18 protein-coding genes and 1 pseudogene are annotated in these 19,154 nt (G+C 60.2%); 9 read left to right on the forward strand and 10 right to left on the reverse strand.

Features of this window, described 5'->3' with window-relative positions:
• Positions 1–18: 18 nt before the first annotated feature.
• Positions 19–966 (reverse strand): Flp pilus assembly protein CpaB, encoded by a 948-nt coding sequence (gene cpaB, locus AC1MDT_RS25060; protein WP_480419430.1) that lies wholly within the window; start codon positions 964–966, stop codon positions 19–21.
• 325 nt (positions 967–1,291) lie between these two features.
• On the opposite strand from cpaB, the gene AC1MDT_RS25065 reads away from it, so the two are divergent.
• Entirely contained in the window at positions 1,292–1,504 is a 213-nt protein-coding gene (locus AC1MDT_RS25065; RefSeq protein WP_480419431.1) for a Flp family type IVb pilin, read from the forward strand.
• A 58-nt stretch (positions 1,505–1,562) separates the two neighbouring features.
• Positions 1,563–1,985, forward strand: coding sequence for a response regulator (locus AC1MDT_RS25070; protein ID WP_480419432.1), 423 nt, complete (start codon positions 1,563–1,565; stop codon positions 1,983–1,985).
• Positions 1,986–2,142: 157 nt separating this feature from the next.
• Here the strand turns inward: AC1MDT_RS25070 and AC1MDT_RS25075 are convergent, their stop codons facing one another.
• Both AC1MDT_RS25075 and AC1MDT_RS25080 read right to left on the reverse strand, forming a co-directional pair.
• Positions 2,143–2,997, reverse strand: coding sequence for a MaoC family dehydratase (locus tag AC1MDT_RS25075; RefSeq protein ID WP_480419433.1), 855 nt, complete (start codon positions 2,995–2,997; stop codon positions 2,143–2,145).
• Positions 2,998–2,999: 2 nt separating this feature from the next.
• A complete protein-coding gene (locus AC1MDT_RS25080; RefSeq protein ID WP_480419434.1) occupies positions 3,000–4,352 on the reverse strand; it encodes a 3-oxoacyl-ACP reductase in 1,353 nt (450 codons plus the stop codon).
• A gap of 273 nt (positions 4,353–4,625) precedes the next feature.
• Here AC1MDT_RS25080 and AC1MDT_RS25085 point away from each other — a divergent pair, with 273 nt between their 5' ends.
• Both AC1MDT_RS25085 and AC1MDT_RS25090 read left to right on the forward strand, forming a co-directional pair.
• Positions 4,626–5,903: an acetyl-CoA C-acetyltransferase gene (locus tag AC1MDT_RS25085; RefSeq protein WP_480419435.1), complete on the forward strand. Its 1,278-nt coding sequence runs from the start codon at positions 4,626–4,628 to the stop codon at positions 5,901–5,903.
• Positions 5,904–6,120: 217 nt separating this feature from the next.
• Positions 6,121–6,912 carry an AraC family transcriptional regulator gene (locus AC1MDT_RS25090; protein ID WP_480419436.1) on the forward strand — a complete coding sequence of 264 codons (792 nt, stop codon included), beginning with the start codon at positions 6,121–6,123 and terminating at the stop codon, positions 6,910–6,912.
• A 128-nt stretch (positions 6,913–7,040) separates the two neighbouring features.
• Here the strand turns inward: AC1MDT_RS25090 and AC1MDT_RS25095 are convergent, their stop codons facing one another.
• Together AC1MDT_RS25095 and AC1MDT_RS25100 are read right to left on the reverse strand one after the other, a co-directional pair.
• On the reverse strand, positions 7,041–7,808 hold the full coding sequence (locus AC1MDT_RS25095; protein WP_480422867.1) for a methyl-accepting chemotaxis protein: 768 nt from the start codon (positions 7,806–7,808) through the stop codon (positions 7,041–7,043).
• Positions 7,809–7,898: 90 nt separating this feature from the next.
• Positions 7,899–8,987 (reverse strand): annotated as a pseudogene (locus AC1MDT_RS25100) (cache domain-containing protein); the annotation flags it as partial.
• 445 nt (positions 8,988–9,432) lie between these two features.
• Here AC1MDT_RS25100 and AC1MDT_RS25105 point away from each other — a divergent pair.
• A complete protein-coding gene (locus AC1MDT_RS25105; protein ID WP_201115026.1) occupies positions 9,433–10,326 on the forward strand; it encodes a PA4780 family RIO1-like protein kinase in 894 nt (297 codons plus the stop codon).
• A 161-nt stretch (positions 10,327–10,487) separates the two neighbouring features.
• Here AC1MDT_RS25105 and cueR read toward each other — a convergent pair whose 3' ends face one another.
• From cueR to AC1MDT_RS25120, 3 genes are all read right to left on the reverse strand, one after another.
• Entirely contained in the window at positions 10,488–10,901 is a 414-nt protein-coding gene (gene cueR / locus AC1MDT_RS25110) for a Cu(I)-responsive transcriptional regulator (RefSeq protein WP_480419437.1), read from the reverse strand.
• Positions 10,898–13,291: a heavy metal translocating P-type ATPase gene (locus tag AC1MDT_RS25115; RefSeq protein WP_480419438.1), complete on the reverse strand. Its 2,394-nt coding sequence runs from the start codon at positions 13,289–13,291 to the stop codon at positions 10,898–10,900. Before AC1MDT_RS25115 ends, cueR begins: the two co-directional genes overlap by 4 nt.
• Before the next feature lie 191 nt (positions 13,292–13,482).
• Positions 13,483–13,866: a hypothetical protein gene (locus AC1MDT_RS25120; protein WP_480419439.1), complete on the reverse strand. Its 384-nt coding sequence runs from the start codon at positions 13,864–13,866 to the stop codon at positions 13,483–13,485.
• Positions 13,867–14,014: 148 nt separating this feature from the next.
• Between AC1MDT_RS25120 and AC1MDT_RS25125 the strand changes: the two genes are divergently transcribed.
• Positions 14,015–14,212, forward strand: a complete 198-nt coding sequence (locus AC1MDT_RS25125; protein ID WP_480419440.1) for a heavy-metal-associated domain-containing protein — start codon at positions 14,015–14,017, stop codon at positions 14,210–14,212.
• Between the two features lie 237 nt (positions 14,213–14,449).
• The gene (locus tag AC1MDT_RS25130; RefSeq protein WP_480419441.1) at positions 14,450–15,646 is read left to right on the forward strand and encodes a multidrug effflux MFS transporter; all 1,197 of its coding nucleotides are present in this window, start codon (positions 14,450–14,452) and stop codon (positions 15,644–15,646) included.
• Positions 15,647–15,654: 8 nt separating this feature from the next.
• On the opposite strand, the gene AC1MDT_RS25135 is transcribed toward AC1MDT_RS25130, so the two are convergent.
• Together AC1MDT_RS25135 and AC1MDT_RS25140 are read right to left on the reverse strand one after the other, a co-directional pair.
• Positions 15,655–15,825, reverse strand: a complete 171-nt coding sequence (locus tag AC1MDT_RS25135; protein ID WP_480419442.1) for a hypothetical protein — start codon at positions 15,823–15,825, stop codon at positions 15,655–15,657.
• A 198-nt stretch (positions 15,826–16,023) separates the two neighbouring features.
• Entirely contained in the window at positions 16,024–17,037 is a 1,014-nt protein-coding gene (locus AC1MDT_RS25140) for a zinc-binding alcohol dehydrogenase family protein (RefSeq protein WP_480419443.1), read from the reverse strand.
• 198 nt (positions 17,038–17,235) lie between these two features.
• On the opposite strand from AC1MDT_RS25140, the gene AC1MDT_RS25145 reads away from it, so the two are divergent.
• Both AC1MDT_RS25145 and AC1MDT_RS25150 read left to right on the forward strand, forming a co-directional pair.
• Positions 17,236–18,165 carry a LysR family transcriptional regulator gene (locus tag AC1MDT_RS25145; RefSeq protein WP_480419444.1) on the forward strand — a complete coding sequence of 310 codons (930 nt, stop codon included), beginning with the start codon at positions 17,236–17,238 and terminating at the stop codon, positions 18,163–18,165.
• Between the two features lie 231 nt (positions 18,166–18,396).
• Positions 18,397–19,131, forward strand: a complete 735-nt coding sequence (locus AC1MDT_RS25150; RefSeq protein ID WP_480419445.1) for an ArsR/SmtB family transcription factor — start codon at positions 18,397–18,399, stop codon at positions 19,129–19,131.
• The last annotated feature ends 23 nt before the right edge of the window (positions 19,132–19,154 follow it).

Raw genomic sequence — 19,154 nt, forward strand, 5'->3', positions numbered from 1 at the left:
GATGCGTCCTTGCTCGACTCAGGGGGTTTGGGTGATTTCATTGCCGCGAATAACTTCCACGCTCGACTTGCGCGAGGCGACTGTGACAGCCGTGGCGACAGGTTTGGGGGGAGGAGGGGTCATGGCCAATTGACTGAACTGGATCAGCTCGCGATTGGCGCTAGCGAGGTTGGCCGATGAATCACGTTCCCCGGCCCAGTAGTGCGCCAGGCGTTTTTCATCGGCACTGCGCACGGCCAGGCGCAGCACGCCGGCCTGGGTTGCCAGCATCAGTCGAGTCAACAGCTGTTCGGGGACGGCGAGTAACACTGTGCGTGCGCTGCCGCGCAGTTGGTTCTGATTGCGCTTTTCGTCGTTGCTGAGTGCCGGGCTCGAGGGCTGGCCGTCGTTGGACAACCCCAGTTGCTCGCCCACCCCGAGCACCCGCAATGCCGGTACCACAAGCTGAGCCGACGGCTGCTGGTTGTTGCTGTCCATGTGCAAAAACAGCAGCACATCGACGTAATCCCCTGGCGTCAGTTGCCCGCCGGCGTTGATCACTTCGTCCACCGCGACGGCGAGGGCACGTTCATCGGGGCGAATCATCCGCGCCAGTCTGCCGCCAGCCTCGAAGCTTTCATCGTTGAGCCAGCTACCGGCGGTCAGCGCGCGCCAAGGCGTGCGGCCAATGGCTTGATCGAGACGGGTCAGACTGCCGGCGGGGGCGGTACGGAGTTTTTCCACGACAACGTCGGCGGCGGTGATTGCCACGAACGGCGGCACGTCATGCAGCAGCACGACCACCGGCTGGCGAGTAGGGTCATCCACCGGTGCAGGTGCCTGGGCGGTTGGCGTGGTCGGGACAAAGGCAGGTTGAGCGACAGGCTCAGGGGACGGTTGACGGCTCAACGCGAGGCCCCAGTAACCGGCAATGATGGCGCCCACCAGAAACAACCCGGCCAGGCCCATGGTAACGCGACTGTTCATGACGGCTCTCCCTTCCCTGCTGCTCAAACACTCCCGCCTTATCCGACGGAAACTTAGCAATCAGGCAGCTATGAACATAAAACTGTTTCGCTGTTAGAACGTAGCGCAACTAGGGCAAAAAGCCATTAGGGAATGCAAAAATATTTAGCGTAGGCAGGTATTTACGACGAAATAACGGCTTTTTTGACGTCAACTAAACCGATACTACTTAAGTATTAGTGCTTTCTTACAGTTGTTGGGACGAGGAATGCCGACAATGCTGGTGCTGGCATAGGGGAGTGATGTTGCGGTTGCGCAACACCCGTAGTCATCCAGGAGAAGAGCCATGTTCGCTACCAAGCTTGTCCAGAAGATCAAAGCCGAAATTGCTTTTTACAAAGGGTTGGCCAAAGACACCGAGGGCGCGTCCGGTATTGAGTACGCGATTGTTGCCGCGATGGTTGCGGTGGTGATTGCCGGATTCGGTACAGGCATTGGTACTCAGATCACGAGTATCTTTACACAAATCAAGACTGCTCTCACTACACTCGCCCCATAATTGCCAATGCTGAAAACGGACTCTAACGTCAGCGCTCAATCCATTGCAGGTGTCGCTTATGAGCTCTCCCATACTCGTCCGTCAGCAGCTTCTTGTGGTTGATGATGAAGAGGACGCTTTGCTGGAGCTGGCGGAGTTGCTCGAGGGCGAGGGTTTCAGTTGCTTTACGGCTACGTCGGTCAAGCTCGCGCTGCATCATCTGACGCGCCATCCTGATATCGCGTTGGTGATCACGGATTTGCGGATGCCCGAGGAGAGTGGCATGTCGTTGATCAAACGATTGCGCGAGCATACGTCCCGGCAGCATTTGCCAGTGATCGTGATGTCGGGGCATGCGGATATGGAGGATGTCAGTGATATGTTGCGATTGCAGGTACTAGACCTGTTTCGCAAACCGATTTATCACGTGCGGTTGTTGGAAACGTTGAATAATCTGTTTCCGCAACCTCGAATCGGGTTGGTCAATTCCGGACCCCGTTGATGGCGGTCCGCCAAGGTGACCGCGTTATCGTTCTTCGCCGGATCGCCCGCCCGGAGCAAGCCCACACATTGGATTTGTGTACACCACAGATCCCATGTGGGAGCGAGCTTGCTCGCGAAGGCGATCTGACAAGCGCCAGTCATTCTCTGCCGAACGATCAGGCAACCGGCCGCCAATGCCCGACCATATGCTCAAGATCCCCCGCGCCGACCAGCTGAAAGTCCCCACTGGAACCTGCCGCGCTGGCCAGCAATGTCACTTCACTGGGTAACCGCACCGGTTTCCGAAATTGCACCGCGATCTCGACATTCGCCGTGGGCAGGTGATCGGCGAGCGCCGCCAGCGTCCGCGCCTTGATCCACAACCCATGGGCGATGGCTGTCGGGAAGCCGAAGAGTCTGGCGCTGGCGGCACTCAGGTGAATCGGGTTGTAGTCGCCGGAAACCTTGGCATATTGTCGGCCAATGTTCGCTGGCGCTTTCCAGCGCGTCACTTCGATCAGCGACAAGTTCGATGCCAGAGCATTCTCGACCGCTTCCCCGTCGAGTTTGACGCCACGACACAGCATCTGACTCTCGGCTTCCCACAGTGTGCCCAACTGATCATCAAGCGTGGTCACCAGGTCGAACGTTGCCCCCTTCGCGTGAGGTTGCAGGTTCTGCACTTGCACGCTGACCCGCACACGCCCCACGCCGCCCATCGGCCGCAAGACGCGGATGCGATTGCTCAGGTGAATCAGGCCCAGCAGCGGAAACGGAAATTCATGCGCCGTGAGTAATTGCATCTGCAAGGCAAACGCGAGGACGTGCGGGTAGGTCGGTGGCAGTAATCCATTGTCGACAAAACCACAGACGGTGCGATACGCCGCCAGCCGCTTCGGATCGACATTGACCCAGCAGCGCAAACCTGATTCGGGCAGGGTGGTGCCGGTGATTTTTCGTCGCGTCGCGGCCCTGGCATACAGGCCCGCCAGGCTCGGTTCATGGTTGAGAGTGTGCCAGTCGATGATCATGTCTACGCCCCTAAAACACTTTGTCCACACACTCGCAGTGCCTGTCCGGTAAACGCCCCGGTTCCCGGTTGAGCCAGCCACGCGACGGCCTCGGCGACGTCTTGCGGCAGACCACCCTGGCCCAACGAACTCATGCGTCGTCCGGCTTCGCGCAACGCGAATGGGATGTGCGCGGTCATCTGGGTTTCGATAAAACCCGGCGCTACTGCGTTAATGCTGATGCCGCGCTCATTCAGCCGCGGCGCCCAGGCCTGGGCCAGGCCGATCAATCCGGCCTTGCTCGCCGCGTAATTGGTTTGCCCGCGATTACCGGCGATGCCACTGATCGAAGCCAACAGAATCACTCGGCCGTTGTCGTGCAAGGTGCCGCTGTCGAGCAACGCTTTGGTCAAGATTTGTGGCGCATTGAGGTTGACCGCGAGTACGGCGTCCCAGAATTCCGGGGTCATGTTGGCCAGGGTTTTGTCGCGGGTGATGCCCGCGTTATGGACCACGATGTCGACGCCGTCGGGGAGCTGTTCGACTAACTGCGCGGCAGCGTCCTCGGCGCAAATGTCCAGAGTGATGCTGCGTCCACCGAGGCGTGCGGCGAGGGCTTCGAGATCGGTCTTGGCTGGGGGCACGTCGAGCAGGATGACTTGTGCGCCGTCACGGGCCAGGGTTTCTACGATGGAGGCGCCGATGCCGCGTGCCGCGCCGGTGACCAGTGCTGTGCGGCCGGACAACGGGCGAGTCCAGTCCGTCACTTGTGTGTTGCAGGCGGTCAGGCGTATCACTTGCCCGGACACGAACGCACTTTTGGGCGAAAGGAAAAACCGCAGCGGGCCTTCCAGTTGGTCTTCGGCCCCTTCCTCGACATGGATCAACTGCAAGGTGCCGCCACTGCGCAACTCCTTGGCCAGTGAACGGCTGAAACCTTCGATGGCGCGTTGAACGCTGGCGGCAAACGGATCACTCAAGGTCTGCGGCGCGCGCCCGAGAATCACCAGATGCGCGCTGTGATCAAGGTTTTTCATCAGCGGCTGGAAGAACTCACGCAGTTGCTTAAGCTGATCGGTCTGCACCAAATGACTGGCGTCGAACACCACGGCTTTGAGTTTGGGGCCATGGCCGGGAATCCACGGGGTGGCCAGTGACGGTTCGGTGCCGTAGCTGTAAATCGCGTCCGTCAGGCGGTTGGCGAAGGCGCCGACTTTTTCCGCCAGCGGGCCACCGCCAATCAGCAGCGCCCCTTCGACCGGGCGTAGCCGGCCTGCTTGCCAGCGCTCCAGCCGTTCCGGCGACGGCAGCCCCAGGGCCCCGACCAAACGATGGCCGATGGACGAATTGGCGAAGTCGATATAGCGATCAGACATGGAACGCGCTCCAGCAGCTGGGATTCAAAGTGTGGACCATGAATGGCGATCAGTCGTTCGATCCACAAGATAAGGCCTACGCTTGACCATAGATTGGATTGAACCAGAGGTTTAGCAGGACTTTCAGGGAAATGCAGACTCTGTGGGAGCGAGCCTGCTCGCGATGGCGGTGTTTCAGTCCACTCATTATTTGGATGTGCCGGCGCTATCGCGAGCAGGCTCGCTCCCACAGGGTTGAGGTTCGTTTTTCAGATATTTCATCAGGAGCTTTTCATGACTCAGCTGCGCCGCGTCGCGATTATCGGCGGTAACCGGATCCCCTTCGCCCGTTCCAACGGACCATACGCCACCGCCAGTAACCAGGCGATGCTCACGGCAGCGCTCGAAGGCCTGATCGAACGTTTCAACCTGCACGGTTTGCGCATGGGCGAAGTGGCGGCGGGGGCGGTGCTCAAGCACTCACGGGATTTCAACCTGACGCGCGAATGCGTGCTTGGCTCGCGGCTGTCGCCGACCACCCCGGCCTATGACATTCAGCAAGCGTGCGGCACCGGTCTGGAAGCGGCGTTGCTGGTGGCGAATAAAATCGCCCTCGGCCAAATCGACTGCGGCATCGCTGGCGGCGTCGACACCACGTCCGATGCGCCCATCGGCATCAACGAAGGCCTGCGACAGATCCTCCTGCAAGCCAACCGCGCCAAGACCACGCCCGATAAACTGAAGACCTTTTTGCAGCTACGCCCACGCCATCTCATCCCCGAATTCCCTCGCAACGGTGAACCGCGCACCGGTCTGTCGATGGGCCAGCACTGCGAGTTGATGGCGCAGACCTGGAGCATCCCGCGAGACGCGCAAGATCAGTTGGCGCTGGAGAGTCACCAAAAACTGGCGGCGTCTTACACCGAAGGCTGGCACAACGACCTGATGACACCGTTCCTCGGCCTGACCCGCGATAACAATCTGCGTCCGGACCTGACTCTGGAAAAACTCGCCTCACTGAAACCAGCCTTCGAGAAAAGTGCCAAGGGCACGCTGACGGCGGGCAACTCCACTCCGCTCACTGACGGCGCGTCGCTGGTGCTGCTGGGCAGTGAAGAGTGGGCGAAAGAACGTGGCTTGCCGATCCTCGCCTATTGGCGCGACGGCGAAGCAGCGGCGGTGGATTTCGTCCACGGTGCCGAAGGGCTTTTGATGGCTCCGGTGTATGCCGTGCTGCGGTTGCTGGCGCGCAATGGCCTGACCTTGCAGGACTTCGATTACTACGAAATCCACGAAGCCTTCGCCGCGCAGGTGCTCTGCACGTTGAAGGCCTGGGAGGATCCGCACTACTGCAAAACCCGCCTGGGCCTCGACGCACCGCTGGGTTCCATCGACCGCAGCCGCCTCAACATCAAAGGCAGTTCGTTGGCGGCCGGGCATCCGTTTGCTGCCACGGGCGGGCGCATCGTCGCCAACCTGGCGAAGTTGCTCGACGCGGCGGGTAAGGGACGAGGTTTGATCTCGATCTGCGCCGCCGGCGGCCAGGGCGTTACTGCCATCATCGAGCGCTGACAATGTCATTGAATGGAACCGAAAACCTGTAGGAGCGAGCTTGCTCCGGGCGGCGTTCCGACGATGGTGTATCAGCAAATGGGGTGTCAACTGACACACCTTCGTCGGAACGCCGCCCGGAGCAAGCTCGCTCCTACAGGGGATCACCGATATTGAATAGCTGATCGGTATGGCCTAACGTCGGCCCCATAGCCATCCTGCAACATAAGGTCGACCAATGCCGACTAACGGACAACTTTCCCTCGAACGAACCATTCCGACCCTGACCGCGCTGCCGCGTCCGCTGTTCGCTCGGGCGGAAAGCCTGAATGCCGGTTCGTGGACGCCGCCTCATCGCCACGATTGGGTGCAGTTTTCCTATGCCATCAGTGGTGTTCTCGGTGTGCATACCGCCGAGGGCAGTTTCTTTGCGCCGCCACAGTGGGGGATCTGGATTCCGGCGGACCTTGAACACCAGGTCGTGACCTCGATGCGGGCCGAGATGCGCAGCCTCTATGTGCGCCGGGAAGAATGTGAATGGGCGGACGGCCGTTGCCGGGTGCTGGAAGTGACGCCCCTGGCCCGGGAGTTGATAAAGAGTTTTTGCCTCCTGCCGGTGGAATATCCACTGGGTGACAGTCAGGAAGCCCGGCTGGTGAGTGTGCTGCTGGACCAGTTGGCGAATCTGCCGGAGGTCGGCTTTTCGCTACCGTTGCCTCGGCATCAGCGATTGCTGGGGTTGTGCAATGAGCTGATCGAAAGCCCTGAACGCCTTGTGACCTTGCAGGAATGGGCCGAGCAATTGGGGATGTCAGAGAAGACACTGATGCGATTGTTTCAGCGCGAAACCGGATTGAGCTTTCGAGGGTGGCGCCAGCGCATGCGGTTGCTGTCGTCGTTGAGTTGGCTGGAGGAGGGGGACAGTGTGACGAATGCGGCGTTGTCTTGTGGGTATGACTCGACGTCAGCGTTTATTGCGGCGTTCAAGAGCCTGTTCGGGTTTACCCCGGGTGAACTCTTCAAGCAGTAACACCACCTGACCCTTGTGGGAGCGAGCTTGCTCGCGATGAGGCCATGTCAGTCAACATTGATGTTGAATGTCAGTCAGCTATCGCGAGCAAGCTCGCTCCCACAGTGGATGTGTGGTGCTTCTGAGTATCAGGTTCTAAAGCGGCGAACCAATCCATCCAGCTCATTCGACAGCCCCGCCAGACTCTGCGAATCCAGCCGCGCCGAGTTCGCCAGTTCCGCCACCAACTGCGCATCGCCATGAATCTGGCTGATGTGCCGATTGATGTCTTCGGCCACCTGATGCTGCTGTTCCGCCGCCGTGGCGATCTGGGTGTTCATGTCACGGATGACGTCTACCGATTCACGAATCAACCCGAAACTGCTGCGCGCTTCACCGATACGCGTCACCGACTGCTGCGACACTTCCAGGCTCGCGTGCATCTGATGCGTGACCTGACTGGTGCGCTTGGCAAGGTTACCCAGCAGCCCGTCGATTTCTGCCGTGGAGTCGGCCGTGCGTTTGGCCAGGGCCCGGACTTCATCGGCCACCACCGCAAACCCGCGACCTTGCTCGCCGGCCCGCGCTGCTTCAATGGCGGCGTTCAGCGCCAGCAGGTTGGTTTGCTCGGCGATCGAGCGAATGGTCCCGAGGATTGACTGAATGTCGTTACTATCCCGCTCAAGCTGTTGCATCGACTGGGCGGACTGTTCGATTTCCTGACTCAAGCGATCGACGCTGGTCACTGCCGCATCAATCTGCTGCTGACCTTCGCGGGCCTGACGCTGGCCACTATCGGCCGATTCAGCGGCCTGGCTGCAAGACCGTGCGACTTCGTTGGCGGTAGCGACCATTTCGTGGAACGCCGTGGACACCATGTCCACCGCTTCACGCTGGCGCCCGGCCGCTTCGGCCATGTCGCTGGAAACCTGAGTCGAGCTCTTGGAGGTTGCGAGGATTTTGGTCGCCGCGCCGCCGATGTTCTGGATCAGGTTGCGAATCGCCGCCAGGAACTGATTGAACCAGTTGGCCAATTGTGCGGTTTCGTCGCTGCCACGGATTTGCAGGTTCTTGGTCAGGTCGCCTTCGCCTTGGGCAATGCCTTCCAGGCCACTGGCCACGCTGCGGATCGGCTGCACGATGAAGTTGGCGAAGCTGGCGCCGACGATGGCAAACAACACGGCCAGCACGGCGGCGATGATTGCGATCAGCCAGGTCAGTTGAGTGGCCGAGCTCATCACGTCGGTCTGTTTGATCAGGCCAATGAAGGTCCAGCCCAGTTGCTCCGACGGCCAGACGTTGGCCATGTAACGCTCGCCGTTCAGCTCGACTTCCACCAACCCTTTTCCGGCCTTGGCCAGTTGCGCATAGCCCTCGCCGAGGCTGCTCATTGCTTTGAAGTTGTGTTCCGGTTGCTTCGGGTCCACCAGCACGGTGCCGGTGTTTTCCATCAGCATCAGGTAGCCGGTTTCACCGAGCTTGATCTGTTTGACGATCTCGGTGAGCTGCTTGAGCGTCACGTCGATGCTGACCACGCCGCCATTGGTGCCCAACTTGTTGTCGATGGTGCGCACGGTGCTGACGTAGGTCGCGTCATCCTGGGCCCAGTAATAGGCCTCGGTGCGGAATGGTTTGCCCGGTTTGGCCTGGGCCGCCTTGTACCAGGGACGCTGGCGCGGATCGTAGTTGCTGAGCTTGGCATCGTCCGGCCAGGACACATAACCGCCCGCTGCAGTGCCGAGAATGGCATAGGCATAGGACGGGTGGCTCTTACCCAGGTCCTGCAGGAGGGTGAAAACCTTTTTGTCCATCTCGCCCTGAGGAATGCTCTCGGCGTTGGCAGCCATGTAGGTTTTGAGGCTGTCGTCGGAGTTCTTGATCAGCGGTTGGCTCGCCAGGTAATCGACGTTTTGGCTAATGCCATCGAAAAACAGCTGCATGGCATTGCTGACCTGCCGGATCTCGCGGCCACTGCCGTCGACGAAACCGTCCTTGGCATCGCTGCGCAAGTTCAGCACAACGAGGGTGGCAACCAGCACCACCGGTAAGCAGGCGATAATTGCAAACGCCCACGTCAACTTCTGTTTGATGTTCATCCGCGCTCCAGATTTTTGTTGTAGGCCCACGCAGTGCAGATGACTCGCGGATTATTGGCTGCCATAAACGTTTGTGATCACCGGAGTCCTTGGTGCGCCATCGCTATTGCTGTCGGGACGATTGTCGGACAAATCAGTTTGTCATTGAGGACTTCGGCAGGCGGCGGCGAAAATTGAGGCCAATTGAGAAATATCCTACGAAGGGTATGAATTAGGGTGTCAGTTGCTATCGCAAATGCCTGCATAACCCGTCGTCAACAAGTGACGCAGGCTCAGCTATGATCTTGGACGGTCGATGACGACCGGCGGCAGTTGACCGATTAATTCGGCATATTGTGTGCTTCCCGACGTTCATAGGTCGGCAACCCCTCCCCCGAATGAGAGGATTGCCGTATAACGAATGACTTTCGCGTGTTTGGTAATAAAGGACCCACAATAAAAGCTGATGAAGACTCCAAAACGCATTGAACCCCTGATCGAGGACGGTCTGGTCGACGAGGTGCTGCGCCCACTCATGAGTGGTAAAGAAGCAGCTGTTTATGTGGTGCGCTGCGGCAACGAGTTACGTTGCGCGAAGGTCTACAAGGAGGCGAATAAACGCAGTTTCCGGCAGGCGGCCGAGTATCAGGAAGGCCGCAAGGTGCGCAACAGCCGTCAGGCTCGGGCGATGGCCAAGGGCTCCAAGTTCGGCAAGAAAGAAACCGAAGACGCCTGGCAGAACGCCGAAGTGGCGGCTCTGTTCCGTTTGGCCGGTGCCGGTGTGCGGGTACCCAAGCCGTATGACTTCCTCGAAGGCGTACTGCTGATGGAACTGGTGGCCGATGAATACGGCGATGCCGCGCCGCGTCTGAACGACGTGGTGCTGGAGCCGGACCAGGCGCGCGAATATCACGCGTTCCTGATTTCGCAGATCGTGCTGATGTTGTGTACCGGCCTGGTGCACGGTGACCTGTCGGAGTTCAACGTGCTGTTGACCCCGGACGGCCCGGTCATCATCGACTTGCCGCAGGCAGTGGATGCGGCGGGCAACAACCACGCGTTCAACATGCTGGAGCGGGACGTGGGCAACATGGCCTCCTACTTCGGGCGCTTTGCCCCGGAGTTGAAAAAGACCAAGTACGCCAAGGAAATGTGGGCCTTGTACGAAGCCGGCACCTTGCACCCGGCCAGCGTGCTGACCGGCGAGTTCGACGAGCCGGAAGAGTTGGCCGACGTTGGCGGGATCATGCGCGAGATCGAGGCCGCGCGCCTTGATGAAGAGCGCAAGCAAGCCGTTCGGGCGGCGGATGATGCGCCACCGAACAAAACCGAAGAACCGCCTCCGCCGTGGATGCAGTGATTGGTTAAAGACAAACCCGGCTTCGGCCGGGTTTTTTGTACGTGGCTGTCCCGAATCCTGTAGGAGCGAGCTTGCTCGCGATGAACCTGAGAGCGCTGCGGGGTGTCAGGCTTGCGGCGTTATCGTTGACGACCATCGCGAGCAAGCTCGCTCCTACAGGGTCAGGTAGAAACCGGTTCAGCGCAGCAGCCCGACTCAAGGTTTTTGAGAATCGGGCAGTCCGGGCGGTGGTCGCCCTGGCAATGTTCGACCAGGTCTTGCAGGGTGTCGCGCAACTGGCCCAGTTCGCGGATTTTCTGGTTCAACTCATCGATGTGCTGACGGGCCAGGGCCTTTACGTCCGCGCTGGCCCGTTGACGGTCTTGCCAGAGGGTCAGCAGTTTGGCGACCTCTTCCAGCGAAAACCCCAGGTCCCGGGAGCGCTTGATAAACGCCAGGGTGTGCAAGTCGTCGGCGCCGTATACCCGATAGCCGCTGTCGGTGCGATGGGCGGCCTTGAGCAAGCCGATGGACTCGTAATAACGGATCATCTTCGCGCTGAGGCCGCTCTCGCGGGCCGCTTGGCCGATGTTCATCGGTTGTCCTCCAGATCCTTGGGTTTCCAGGTCTTCAACAGTAGCGCATTGCTGACCACGCTGACGCTCGACAAGGCCATGGCAGCGCCGGCCAGCACCGGGTTGAGAAAACCGAAGGCTGCCAGCGGAATGCCGATCAGGTTATAGACGAAGGCCCAGAACAGATTCTGACGAATCTTCGCGTAGGTTTTGCGGCTGATGTCCAGCGCCGCCGGCGCCAGCCGTGGATCACCGCGCATTAAAGTGATTCCGGCCGCGTGCATGGCGACGTCGGTGCCGCCGCCCATGGCGATGCCGATGTCGGCGGCGGCTAGGGCCGGAGCGTCGTTGATGCCGTCGCCGACCATCGCCACCACGCCGGTTTTCTTCAGGTCGGCGACAGTGGCGGCTTTGTCGGCCGGCAGCACTTCGGCGTACACATCGGTGATGCCCAGCGCATTGGCAACCACGTTGGCACTGCCGCGATTGTCGCCGGTGAGCAAGTGGCTGCTGATGTTGCGTGCGCGCAGTTGTTGCACCGCTTGCAGCGCACCGGGTTTGAGCGTGTCGCCGAACGCGAACAGGCCCAGCACTTGCGGTTCGGGGCTTTGCTCGATCAGCCAGGACAGGGTCCGGCCTTCGGCTTCCCATGCGGTGGCGGAGTCAGCCCATTGACCTGCAATCAAACCACTCTCTTCCAGGAGGCGCCGATTGCCCAGCGCCAAACGCCGCCCCTCAAGACTGCCGGCAATGCCGCGTCCGGTCAGGGACTGGCTGTTCGTGACACTCTCCACGCTCACGCCGCGTTCGGTGCACGCGTCCAGAACCGCCTTGGCCAGCGGATGCTCACTGCCGCGCTGCAGGGCGCCGGCCCTTTGCAGCAGGGCGGTTTCATCACCGCCGATAGCACTCAAATGCACAATTCGCGGCGCACCCGAGGTCAGCGTGCCGGTTTTGTCGAAGACCACCGCACTGACTTCATGGGCACGTTCAAGTGCTTCGGCATCCTTGATCAGAATGCCGTAACGCGCTGCCACACCGGTGCCGGCCATGATCGCTGTTGGCGTGGCCAACCCGAGGGCGCAAGGGCAGGCGATCACCAATACGGCGACGGCGTTGATCAACGCCGTTTCGATGGGGGCGCCATACAGCCACCAACCGATCAAAGTCGCCAATGCCAACAGCAAAACCACAGGCACAAATACCTGGCTGACTTTATCCACCAGTTTCTGGATCGGTGCCTTGGCAGCCTGGGCGTCTTCCACCAATCGGATGATCCGCGCCAGCACCGTTTCCGCGCCAAGCGCCTGGGTGCGGACCAACAGCCGACCTTCCCCATTGATCGCGCCGCCGGTGACCCTGTCACCCGGTTGTTTGGGTACGGGCAAGCTTTCGCCGCTGATCAGCGCTTCGTCGGCATAGCTCTGACCTTCGACCACTTCGCCATCCACCGGGAAGCGTTCACCGGGTTTGACCATGACCAGATCATCAAGGCGCAATGCGCTGATGGCAACGTCTTGCTCGCGGCCTTCAATCACCTGAATCGCCCGTTCCGGGCGCAAGGCTTCGAGCGCCCGAATGGCGCTGGCGGTCTGGCGTTTGGCGCGGCTTTCCAGGTATTTGCCCAGCAGCACGAGGGCGATGACCACCGCCGAAGCTTCGAAATACAGGTGCGGCATGTGCCCGGCAGCAGTGGCCCATTCGAAAAGACTCAAGCCATACCCGGCGCTGGTGCCCAGGGCGACCAGCAAATCCATGTTACCGGCACCGGCGCGGACCGCTTTCCAGGCCGCGACATAAAAACGCGCACCGAAGATAAATTGCACCGGCGTGGCCAAGGCGAATTGCGCCCAGGCCGGGAGCATCCAGTGCACGCCGAAGGGTTGCAGCAGCATCGGCAGCACCAATGGCAAGGCGAGGGCGATGGCCATGATCAAGACCCAGCGCTCACGGAACAGGCGCTGTTGCTGATCGTCGGTTTGCCGGTGTTCGACTTCCCAGACACTGGCGCGGTAGCCGGCCTTGGTGACGGCCGCGATCAGGGTTTGCGGGTCGATCTGGCCGAGCAGTTCGAGGTGAGCGCGCTCGTTGGCGAGGTTGACGCTGACGGTCTTCACCCCCGGTACCTTGGTCAGCGCACGTTCAACCCGGCCGACGCAGGAGGCGCAGGTCATGCCGTCGATGCTCAATTCCAGGCTCTGCTGCGGCACGCTGTAACCGGCCTGCTGCACGGCATTCATCAAAGCCGGCAGGCTGTCGCTGGGCGCTTGAACCCGGGCCTGCTCGGTGGCGAGGTTGACGCTGACGGCCGTGGCGCCGATGACTTTGCTCAAAGCGCGCTCGACACGCCCGGCGCAACTGGCGCAGGTCATGCCGGCAATCGGCAGATCGAACGTGGTGGATTCGGACATCGGTCGCGCTCCCTGTAGAAGATGCCTACAGGATCAACCTTGCCATGCTGGCAAGGTCAAGCGCCATGTCTCAATTCGCCGTCGAACACCTGTGGGAGCGAGCCTGCTCGCGAAAGCGGTGTGTCAGTCAAGATCAATGCTGAATGACACACCGCTTTCGCGAGCAGGCTCGCTCCCACATCAGGTCCGGATCAATATTCCAGAGCCGCAGGTTTGAGGTACATCCCTTCCTGCGTCATCGCAATCCGGAACTTCAGCACGTCACCGGCCTTGAGCATGATGGTCTGCGAACCCGGTGCAAGCATGCCCGGATTGCAACCCGGTGCTTGCCCCGGCAACAGCTTCAGGCGCAGTGACACATTCCCCGGCGGCAAGTTGAACGAGGTGCTTTGTTCCTGGAACAACCGCGCCGCCAATTGGTCCTGGATGTATACACCGATTTCGCAGATGGTCGACACTTCCAGGCGCTCGCGGGAAATGATCAACACGCCGTAGTCCTCCCCAGCGGCATTGGCCGAGGGTAACGCGGCGAAAAGGCTGAGGAAGCCAAACAGGCTGAGAGCTGACCAGCGCATGGCTGAATCTCCTGGTGTCGAGTCATTGATGGACGCAGCTTGGCCGAGCGCGGCGGCGAATACCAGCCCGGCAGTTCATTTAAGAACTTGACCTTGCCATAGTGGCAAGCTCGAGACTGCTCGCAACCCTCATAAAAGGAGTCATCCCATGCAAGTGTTTAACGTTGAAGGCATGTCCTGCGGTCATTGCGTCAAGGCGATCACTCAGGCGGTCCAGACCAAGGATCCGGCAGCGAGCGTGCGGGTCGATCTGGCGGCCAAAGAAGTCGGCGTCGAGAGTGGTTTGACCGCTGATCAAGTGATCGCCGCGATCACTGAAGAAGGCTATGACGCCAAAGTTGCCTGAGGCCAAGAACAATCCCTGTGGGAGCGAGCTTGCTCGCGATAGCGGTAGAACAGTCACTGAGCTGTTGCATGTTCCGCCGCCATCGCGAGCAAGCTCGCTCCCACAGGTTCTGTGTTTTAGCTGAAAGGCATCGGTTGCCAGTTGGTTTTTAATTGTTAGCGAGCTATCGGAATGTTCAAGGCGTCCTTGCGCGGCTAGACTGTCGGCCATGCTGACCTCTGTCCAACTGGATGCCCGATGAACTTCCGTACCATTTTGATACTCGGCGCCCTGAGCGCTTTTGGTCCACTGGCGATCGATTTCTATCTGCCGGCATTCCCGGCCATGGCGCTGGCGTTCGGCACTGATGAACAACACGTTCAATTGACGCTGGCGGCGTATTTCCTGGGTTTGTCCATTGGTCAGCTGGCTTACGGCCCGGTGGCGGATCGTTTTGGGCGACGCATTCCCTTGCTGACCGGCGTCGGCTTGTTCACCGCCGCTTCGCTGGCCTGCGCCTATGCGCCGAATCTCGAATGGCTGATTGGCGCGCGTTTTATCCAGGCGCTGGGCGGTTGCGCGGGAATGGTGATTTCGCGAGCAATCGTTAGCGACAAATGCGATGCGGTGGGGGCGGCGAAAGTCTTTTCACAGCTGATGCTGGTCATGGGCCTGGCGCCCATTCTCGCGCCGTTGCTCGGCGGGTTGCTGGTTAATACCACGGGCTGGCAGTCGATCTTCCTGGCGCTGACCGGTTTCAGTGCATTGGCGGCGTCGGCCGTGGCCCTCGGATTGCCGGAAAGCATGCCCGCTCATTTGCCACGTCAACCGTTATCGGGTGCGCTGCGTCAGTACGGTCGCCTGTTGTCGGACCGGGTGTATCTCGGCCATGCCCTGACGGGGGGCATTGCCATCGCCGGGATGTTTTCCTACATCGCCGGTTCGCCGTTCATTTTCATCAAACTCTATGGTGTGCCGGCCGAGCATTTCGGCTGGTTGTTCGGCACGAACGCGGCGGGCTTTATTCTGGTGGCGCAGGTCAACGCACGACTGCTGGCCAAGCGTGGCCCGGCGTTTTTGCTGGCACGCGCGGTGTGGGTCTACCTGGGGGCGGGCCTGACGCTGATGGCGGTCAGTGCGCTGCATACCGAGCAGTTATGGCCGCTGCTGATTCCGCTGTTTATTTGCATCGCCAGCCTCGGGTGCATCCTTCCCAACGCCTCGGCCTGCGCCATGAACGGGCAGGGCGCCCGCGCCGGCAGTGCGTCGGCGATGCTCGGTTGTCTGCAATTCAGCGTCGCTGCCGGGGCTGCCTCGCTGGTGGGCATTTTGTACGACGGCACGGCCCTGCCGATGGCCATGGTCATCAGCCTGTGCGGGGTTCTGGTCGTGAGCATCGCGATGCTCACCCGGCGTTTGCAAAATGCCCGGGCGCTGCTGAAAGCCCAGGTCTGAGAACAGACTTAGCCAGCGGCGCGCTGCTGGTGGTCGGGGATTTGATGAGGGGCGTACAGACGTGCTTCAAGTGTGCGGGTGAACGCGCGGGCTTCGGCTTCGCTACGGAACATCACAGCATGTTCGTCCAGGCGGACCTGCCACTGAGATTTCGCCACTTCTTTTATCAGGATCTTCATTGCTGACCTCCTTTCGTAAAAGATTGCATCGCAGAGGTCTCGATTGTAGACCCGAATACGATCGCAATTGTGACATAGGTCAACTCTCGGACTGACGGTTCGAAGATCAAAAGCTCACAGCCTGCGCCAGCGCCTACAAGGATCGGTGTGCATCAAAAATCCCTGTAGGCGCTGGCGAAGCCTGCGATCTTTTGATTTTTAGAACCCTTCCAGCACGATCTTGCCCTTGGACTTGCCGCTTTCCAGCAGTGCGTGGGCGCGGCGCAGGTTCGCTGCGTTGATCGTGCCGAAATGCTCACCCACCGTGGTTTTCAGTGTCCCGGCATCGATCAGCTCGGCCACGCGGTTGAGCAGTGTGTGCTGCTCGATCATGTCGGCGGTTTCGAACAGCGAGCGGGTGTACATGAATTCCCAATGCAGCGACAGGCTCTTGCGTTTGAGCTTGGTCACATCCAGCGCCTTCGGATCATCGATCAGCGCCAGTTTGCCTTGCGGTGCCAGCGCCTCGACCAATTGATCCAGATGGTGATCGGTCTGAGTCAGGCTCGCCACGTGGGTCACATGATCAAGACCGGCGCGTTTGAGTTCTTCGCTCAACGGCTGGCTGTGATCAATTACCAGGTCTGCCCCCAATTCACGAACCCAGCCCTGGGTCAGCGGGCGGGAAGCCGTGCCGATGACTTTCAGCCCGGTCAACCGACTGGCCAGTTGCGTGAGGATCGAACCGACGCCGCCGGCCGCACCGACGATCAGCAGGCTCTGGCCTTCATCGGTTTTACCTTCGCGTATTTGCAGGCGTTCGAAGAGCAGTTCCCACGCGGTAATGGCGGTCAGCGGCAGGGCAGCGGCTTCGGCGAAACCCAGGGTTTTTGGCATATGCCCAACGATCCGCTCATCCACCACGTGCAGTTCACTGTTGCCGCCCGCGCGGGCGATGGAGCCGGCGTAAAACACCTTATCGCCGGCCTTGAACAGCGTCACTTCACTGCCGACAGACTTGACCACGCCTGCTACGTCCCAGCCCAGTACCTTCGCCTTGCCGCCTTCAGGCTGGACGTTCTGACGGACCTTGGTGTCCACCGGGTTGACCGAGATGGCTTTGACTTCCACCAACAGGTCTCGCGGGCCGGCGACCGGTTCAGGCAGTTCGATGTCTTGCAGGGATTGTGTGTTGCTGATTGGCAAAGAGGCGTAGTAGGCAATGGCTTTCATGTGGGTTCCTGAACAGTAATAGAAGAAGGGATCGCGCCACGGAGCGCAAGCGCTTGAAGTCGGGGAAAGGGTGGGACCAGGTTCTACTCCGCGAGCGGGATGATTTCGATGGGGCAAATGATTGGCTATTTCCCGGCAAGATAAAACCCGCTAAAAGAGCAGGCTCTTTCAATGTTTTTTTGATAATCGAGGCTAAAGATGCTGCGTTTCGATGACTTGCAGGTGTTCGTCCGGGCGGCGGACCTGGGCAGTCTGTCGGCGGCTGCACGGGTGATGGACATGTCGGCGGCGGTGGCCAGTGCGGCGTTGAAACGTATCGAGCATCAGCTCGGCGCCCGTTTGCTCGCGCGTTCAACCCGCAGCCTGCGCCTGACCGCTGAGGGCGAGGGATTTCTCGAGTACGCCCGGGCGGCCTTGAGCAATCTCGATGAGGGCCGCCGTTTATTGGCCAGTGGTCAGGATCAGGTCAGCGGGATTTTGCAGTTGTCGGCGCCTTCGGACTTCGGCCGTAACCTGCTGCTGCCGTGGCTGGACGAATTTCAGCGTGAGCACCCGAAACTCACGGTGCGTTTGCTGCTGGGGGACCGCATTGCCGACTTGTTCCGCCAACCGGTGGACATTGCCCTGCGTTACGGCGAGCCGGAAGACTCAAGTCTGGTGGCGCTGCCCATCGCCCCGCAGAATCGCCGCGTGCTCTGTGCGGCCCCCAGCTACCTGGCGCGGCATGGCGAGCCGCGACACCTGGAGCAACTGGCTCAGCACAATTGCCTGCTGTTCATGCTCGGCAGTCGGGTCCACGATCACTGGAATTTTCACGACGGCAAGCGCGAGGTCAGCCTGACCGTCAGCGGTGATCGCTTCAGCGACGATGCCGATGTGGTGCGTCTGTGGGCCGTGGCGGGCGCCGGGATCGCTTACAAATCCTGGCTCGACGTCGGTGCCGATGTATTGGCAGGCCGATTGAAAGTACTGATGCCGGAGCTGCTCTGTGAGCGCGCTCCGCTGAATCTGCTGTGCGCCCATCGCGCACAATTAAGTAAGCCGGTGAACCTTTTGCGGGAAATGCTTGCCAGTCGATGCGCCCGGTTAAGTAGTCAATATCCACTGTTATCGGGCCCGAATCATTAGTCGCAGGCAAATAGAGAAATTTCCCTCAGGAACTATCACCTGCAATGGTTCTCCGAAGACAGGAACCGGCGGTTAACCCGCCTATACTAGCGCTCGCCTCATGTACGCACCGTCGATGTGAGTGGATAGCTTTGCCCGGGTTATGGCGGTTTCCCCGTCTTGGCCGATGACACATTACTGGTCAAGATGTCTGAGAGCAGTAGACGAAACGATTCAACAGGGAGTGAATACATGGAACATGCACCTTGCATCAGCCAGATCGCCACATTGCTGGCTGACCCAAAGCGCAGCGCAATGATGTGGGCCTTGATGGACGGCTTGGCGCGGCAGACCGAAGAGCTGGCCTTGCTGGCCGGTCTGTCACCGTCTTCGGCCAGTGCACACCTGGGGCGCTTGCTCGCCGGAGGTCTGTTGAAAGTCGAACCCCGCGGTCGCAAGCGTTTCTTTCGACTTGCCGCGCCGGAGGTCGGTGCCGCGATAGAGGCATTGGCCAGTGCCACACTTGCCAGCACGCCACGGGCCGTCCCGGACATTTTCAAGCGATCTACCCTAACCGCCAAGCCTCGGACGGCGCCTTCGTCATTACTGCGCGCCAGACTGTGCGACGACCATCTGGGCGGCACTCTGGCCGCCGATCTGTACCAGCGTCTACTGGATGCGGGCTGGATTGAGCAATTCGATCAGCGGGTGATGATCACGCACAAGGGCGCGACGGAGTTGGCGACACGGGGGGTCTTCATCCAGGCGTTGGCTCATCGCAACAGCAGCGTCGCTTGCGCGTGTCCCGACTGGAGCGAAAGACGCCCGCACATGGGAGGGGCATTGGGGGCAGCATTGTTGCAGTTGTTCATGCAGTCAGGCTGGTTGAGCCTGCCCAACGATTCGCGAGCCTTGCAAATCACCGCCTCAGGGCAACGTGAAATCCATCGTTTTGCCAAGGAAACCGAGCTGGAAATGGCGCTTTAGGGGGAGCTGCGCCCACCGCAATG

The organism is Pseudomonas sp. ASL7 (assembly GCF_056680375.1).

What these genes read in the sequence shown, in the direction of transcription:
- AC1MDT_RS25095 (WP_480422867.1), bottom strand. Translation starts at nt 7,808, where the DNA reads ATGGCCGAAGCGGCCGGGCGCCAGCGTGAAGCGGTGGACATGGTGTCC.
- AC1MDT_RS25105 (WP_201115026.1), top strand. Translation starts at nt 9,433, where the DNA reads ATGAAGACTCCAAAACGCATTGAACCCCTGATCGAGGACGGTCTGGTC.
- cpaB (WP_480419430.1), bottom strand. Translation starts at nt 966, where the DNA reads ATGAACAGTCGCGTTACCATGGGCCTGGCCGGGTTGTTTCTGGTGGGC.
- AC1MDT_RS25125 (WP_480419440.1), top strand. Translation starts at nt 14,015, where the DNA reads ATGCAAGTGTTTAACGTTGAAGGCATGTCCTGCGGTCATTGCGTCAAG.
- AC1MDT_RS25115 (WP_480419438.1), bottom strand. Translation starts at nt 13,291, where the DNA reads ATGTCCGAATCCACCACGTTCGATCTGCCGATTGCCGGCATGACCTGC.
- cueR (WP_480419437.1), bottom strand. Translation starts at nt 10,901, where the DNA reads ATGAACATCGGCCAAGCGGCCCGCGAGAGCGGCCTCAGCGCGAAGATG.
- AC1MDT_RS25145 (WP_480419444.1), top strand. Translation starts at nt 17,236, where the DNA reads ATGCTGCGTTTCGATGACTTGCAGGTGTTCGTCCGGGCGGCGGACCTG.
- AC1MDT_RS25085 (WP_480419435.1), top strand. Translation starts at nt 4,626, where the DNA reads ATGACTCAGCTGCGCCGCGTCGCGATTATCGGCGGTAACCGGATCCCC.
- AC1MDT_RS25080 (WP_480419434.1), bottom strand. Translation starts at nt 4,352, where the DNA reads ATGTCTGATCGCTATATCGACTTCGCCAATTCGTCCATCGGCCATCGT.
- AC1MDT_RS25150 (WP_480419445.1), top strand. Translation starts at nt 18,397, where the DNA reads ATGGAACATGCACCTTGCATCAGCCAGATCGCCACATTGCTGGCTGAC.
- AC1MDT_RS25130 (WP_480419441.1), top strand. Translation starts at nt 14,450, where the DNA reads ATGAACTTCCGTACCATTTTGATACTCGGCGCCCTGAGCGCTTTTGGT.
- AC1MDT_RS25135 (WP_480419442.1), bottom strand. Translation starts at nt 15,825, where the DNA reads ATGAAGATCCTGATAAAAGAAGTGGCGAAATCTCAGTGGCAGGTCCGC.
- AC1MDT_RS25075 (WP_480419433.1), bottom strand. Translation starts at nt 2,997, where the DNA reads ATGATCATCGACTGGCACACTCTCAACCATGAACCGAGCCTGGCGGGC.
- AC1MDT_RS25140 (WP_480419443.1), bottom strand. Translation starts at nt 17,037, where the DNA reads ATGAAAGCCATTGCCTACTACGCCTCTTTGCCAATCAGCAACACACAA.
- AC1MDT_RS25090 (WP_480419436.1), top strand. Translation starts at nt 6,121, where the DNA reads ATGCCGACTAACGGACAACTTTCCCTCGAACGAACCATTCCGACCCTG.
- AC1MDT_RS25070 (WP_480419432.1), top strand. Translation starts at nt 1,563, where the DNA reads ATGAGCTCTCCCATACTCGTCCGTCAGCAGCTTCTTGTGGTTGATGAT.
- AC1MDT_RS25065 (WP_480419431.1), top strand. Translation starts at nt 1,292, where the DNA reads ATGTTCGCTACCAAGCTTGTCCAGAAGATCAAAGCCGAAATTGCTTTT.
- AC1MDT_RS25120 (WP_480419439.1), bottom strand. Translation starts at nt 13,866, where the DNA reads ATGCGCTGGTCAGCTCTCAGCCTGTTTGGCTTCCTCAGCCTTTTCGCC.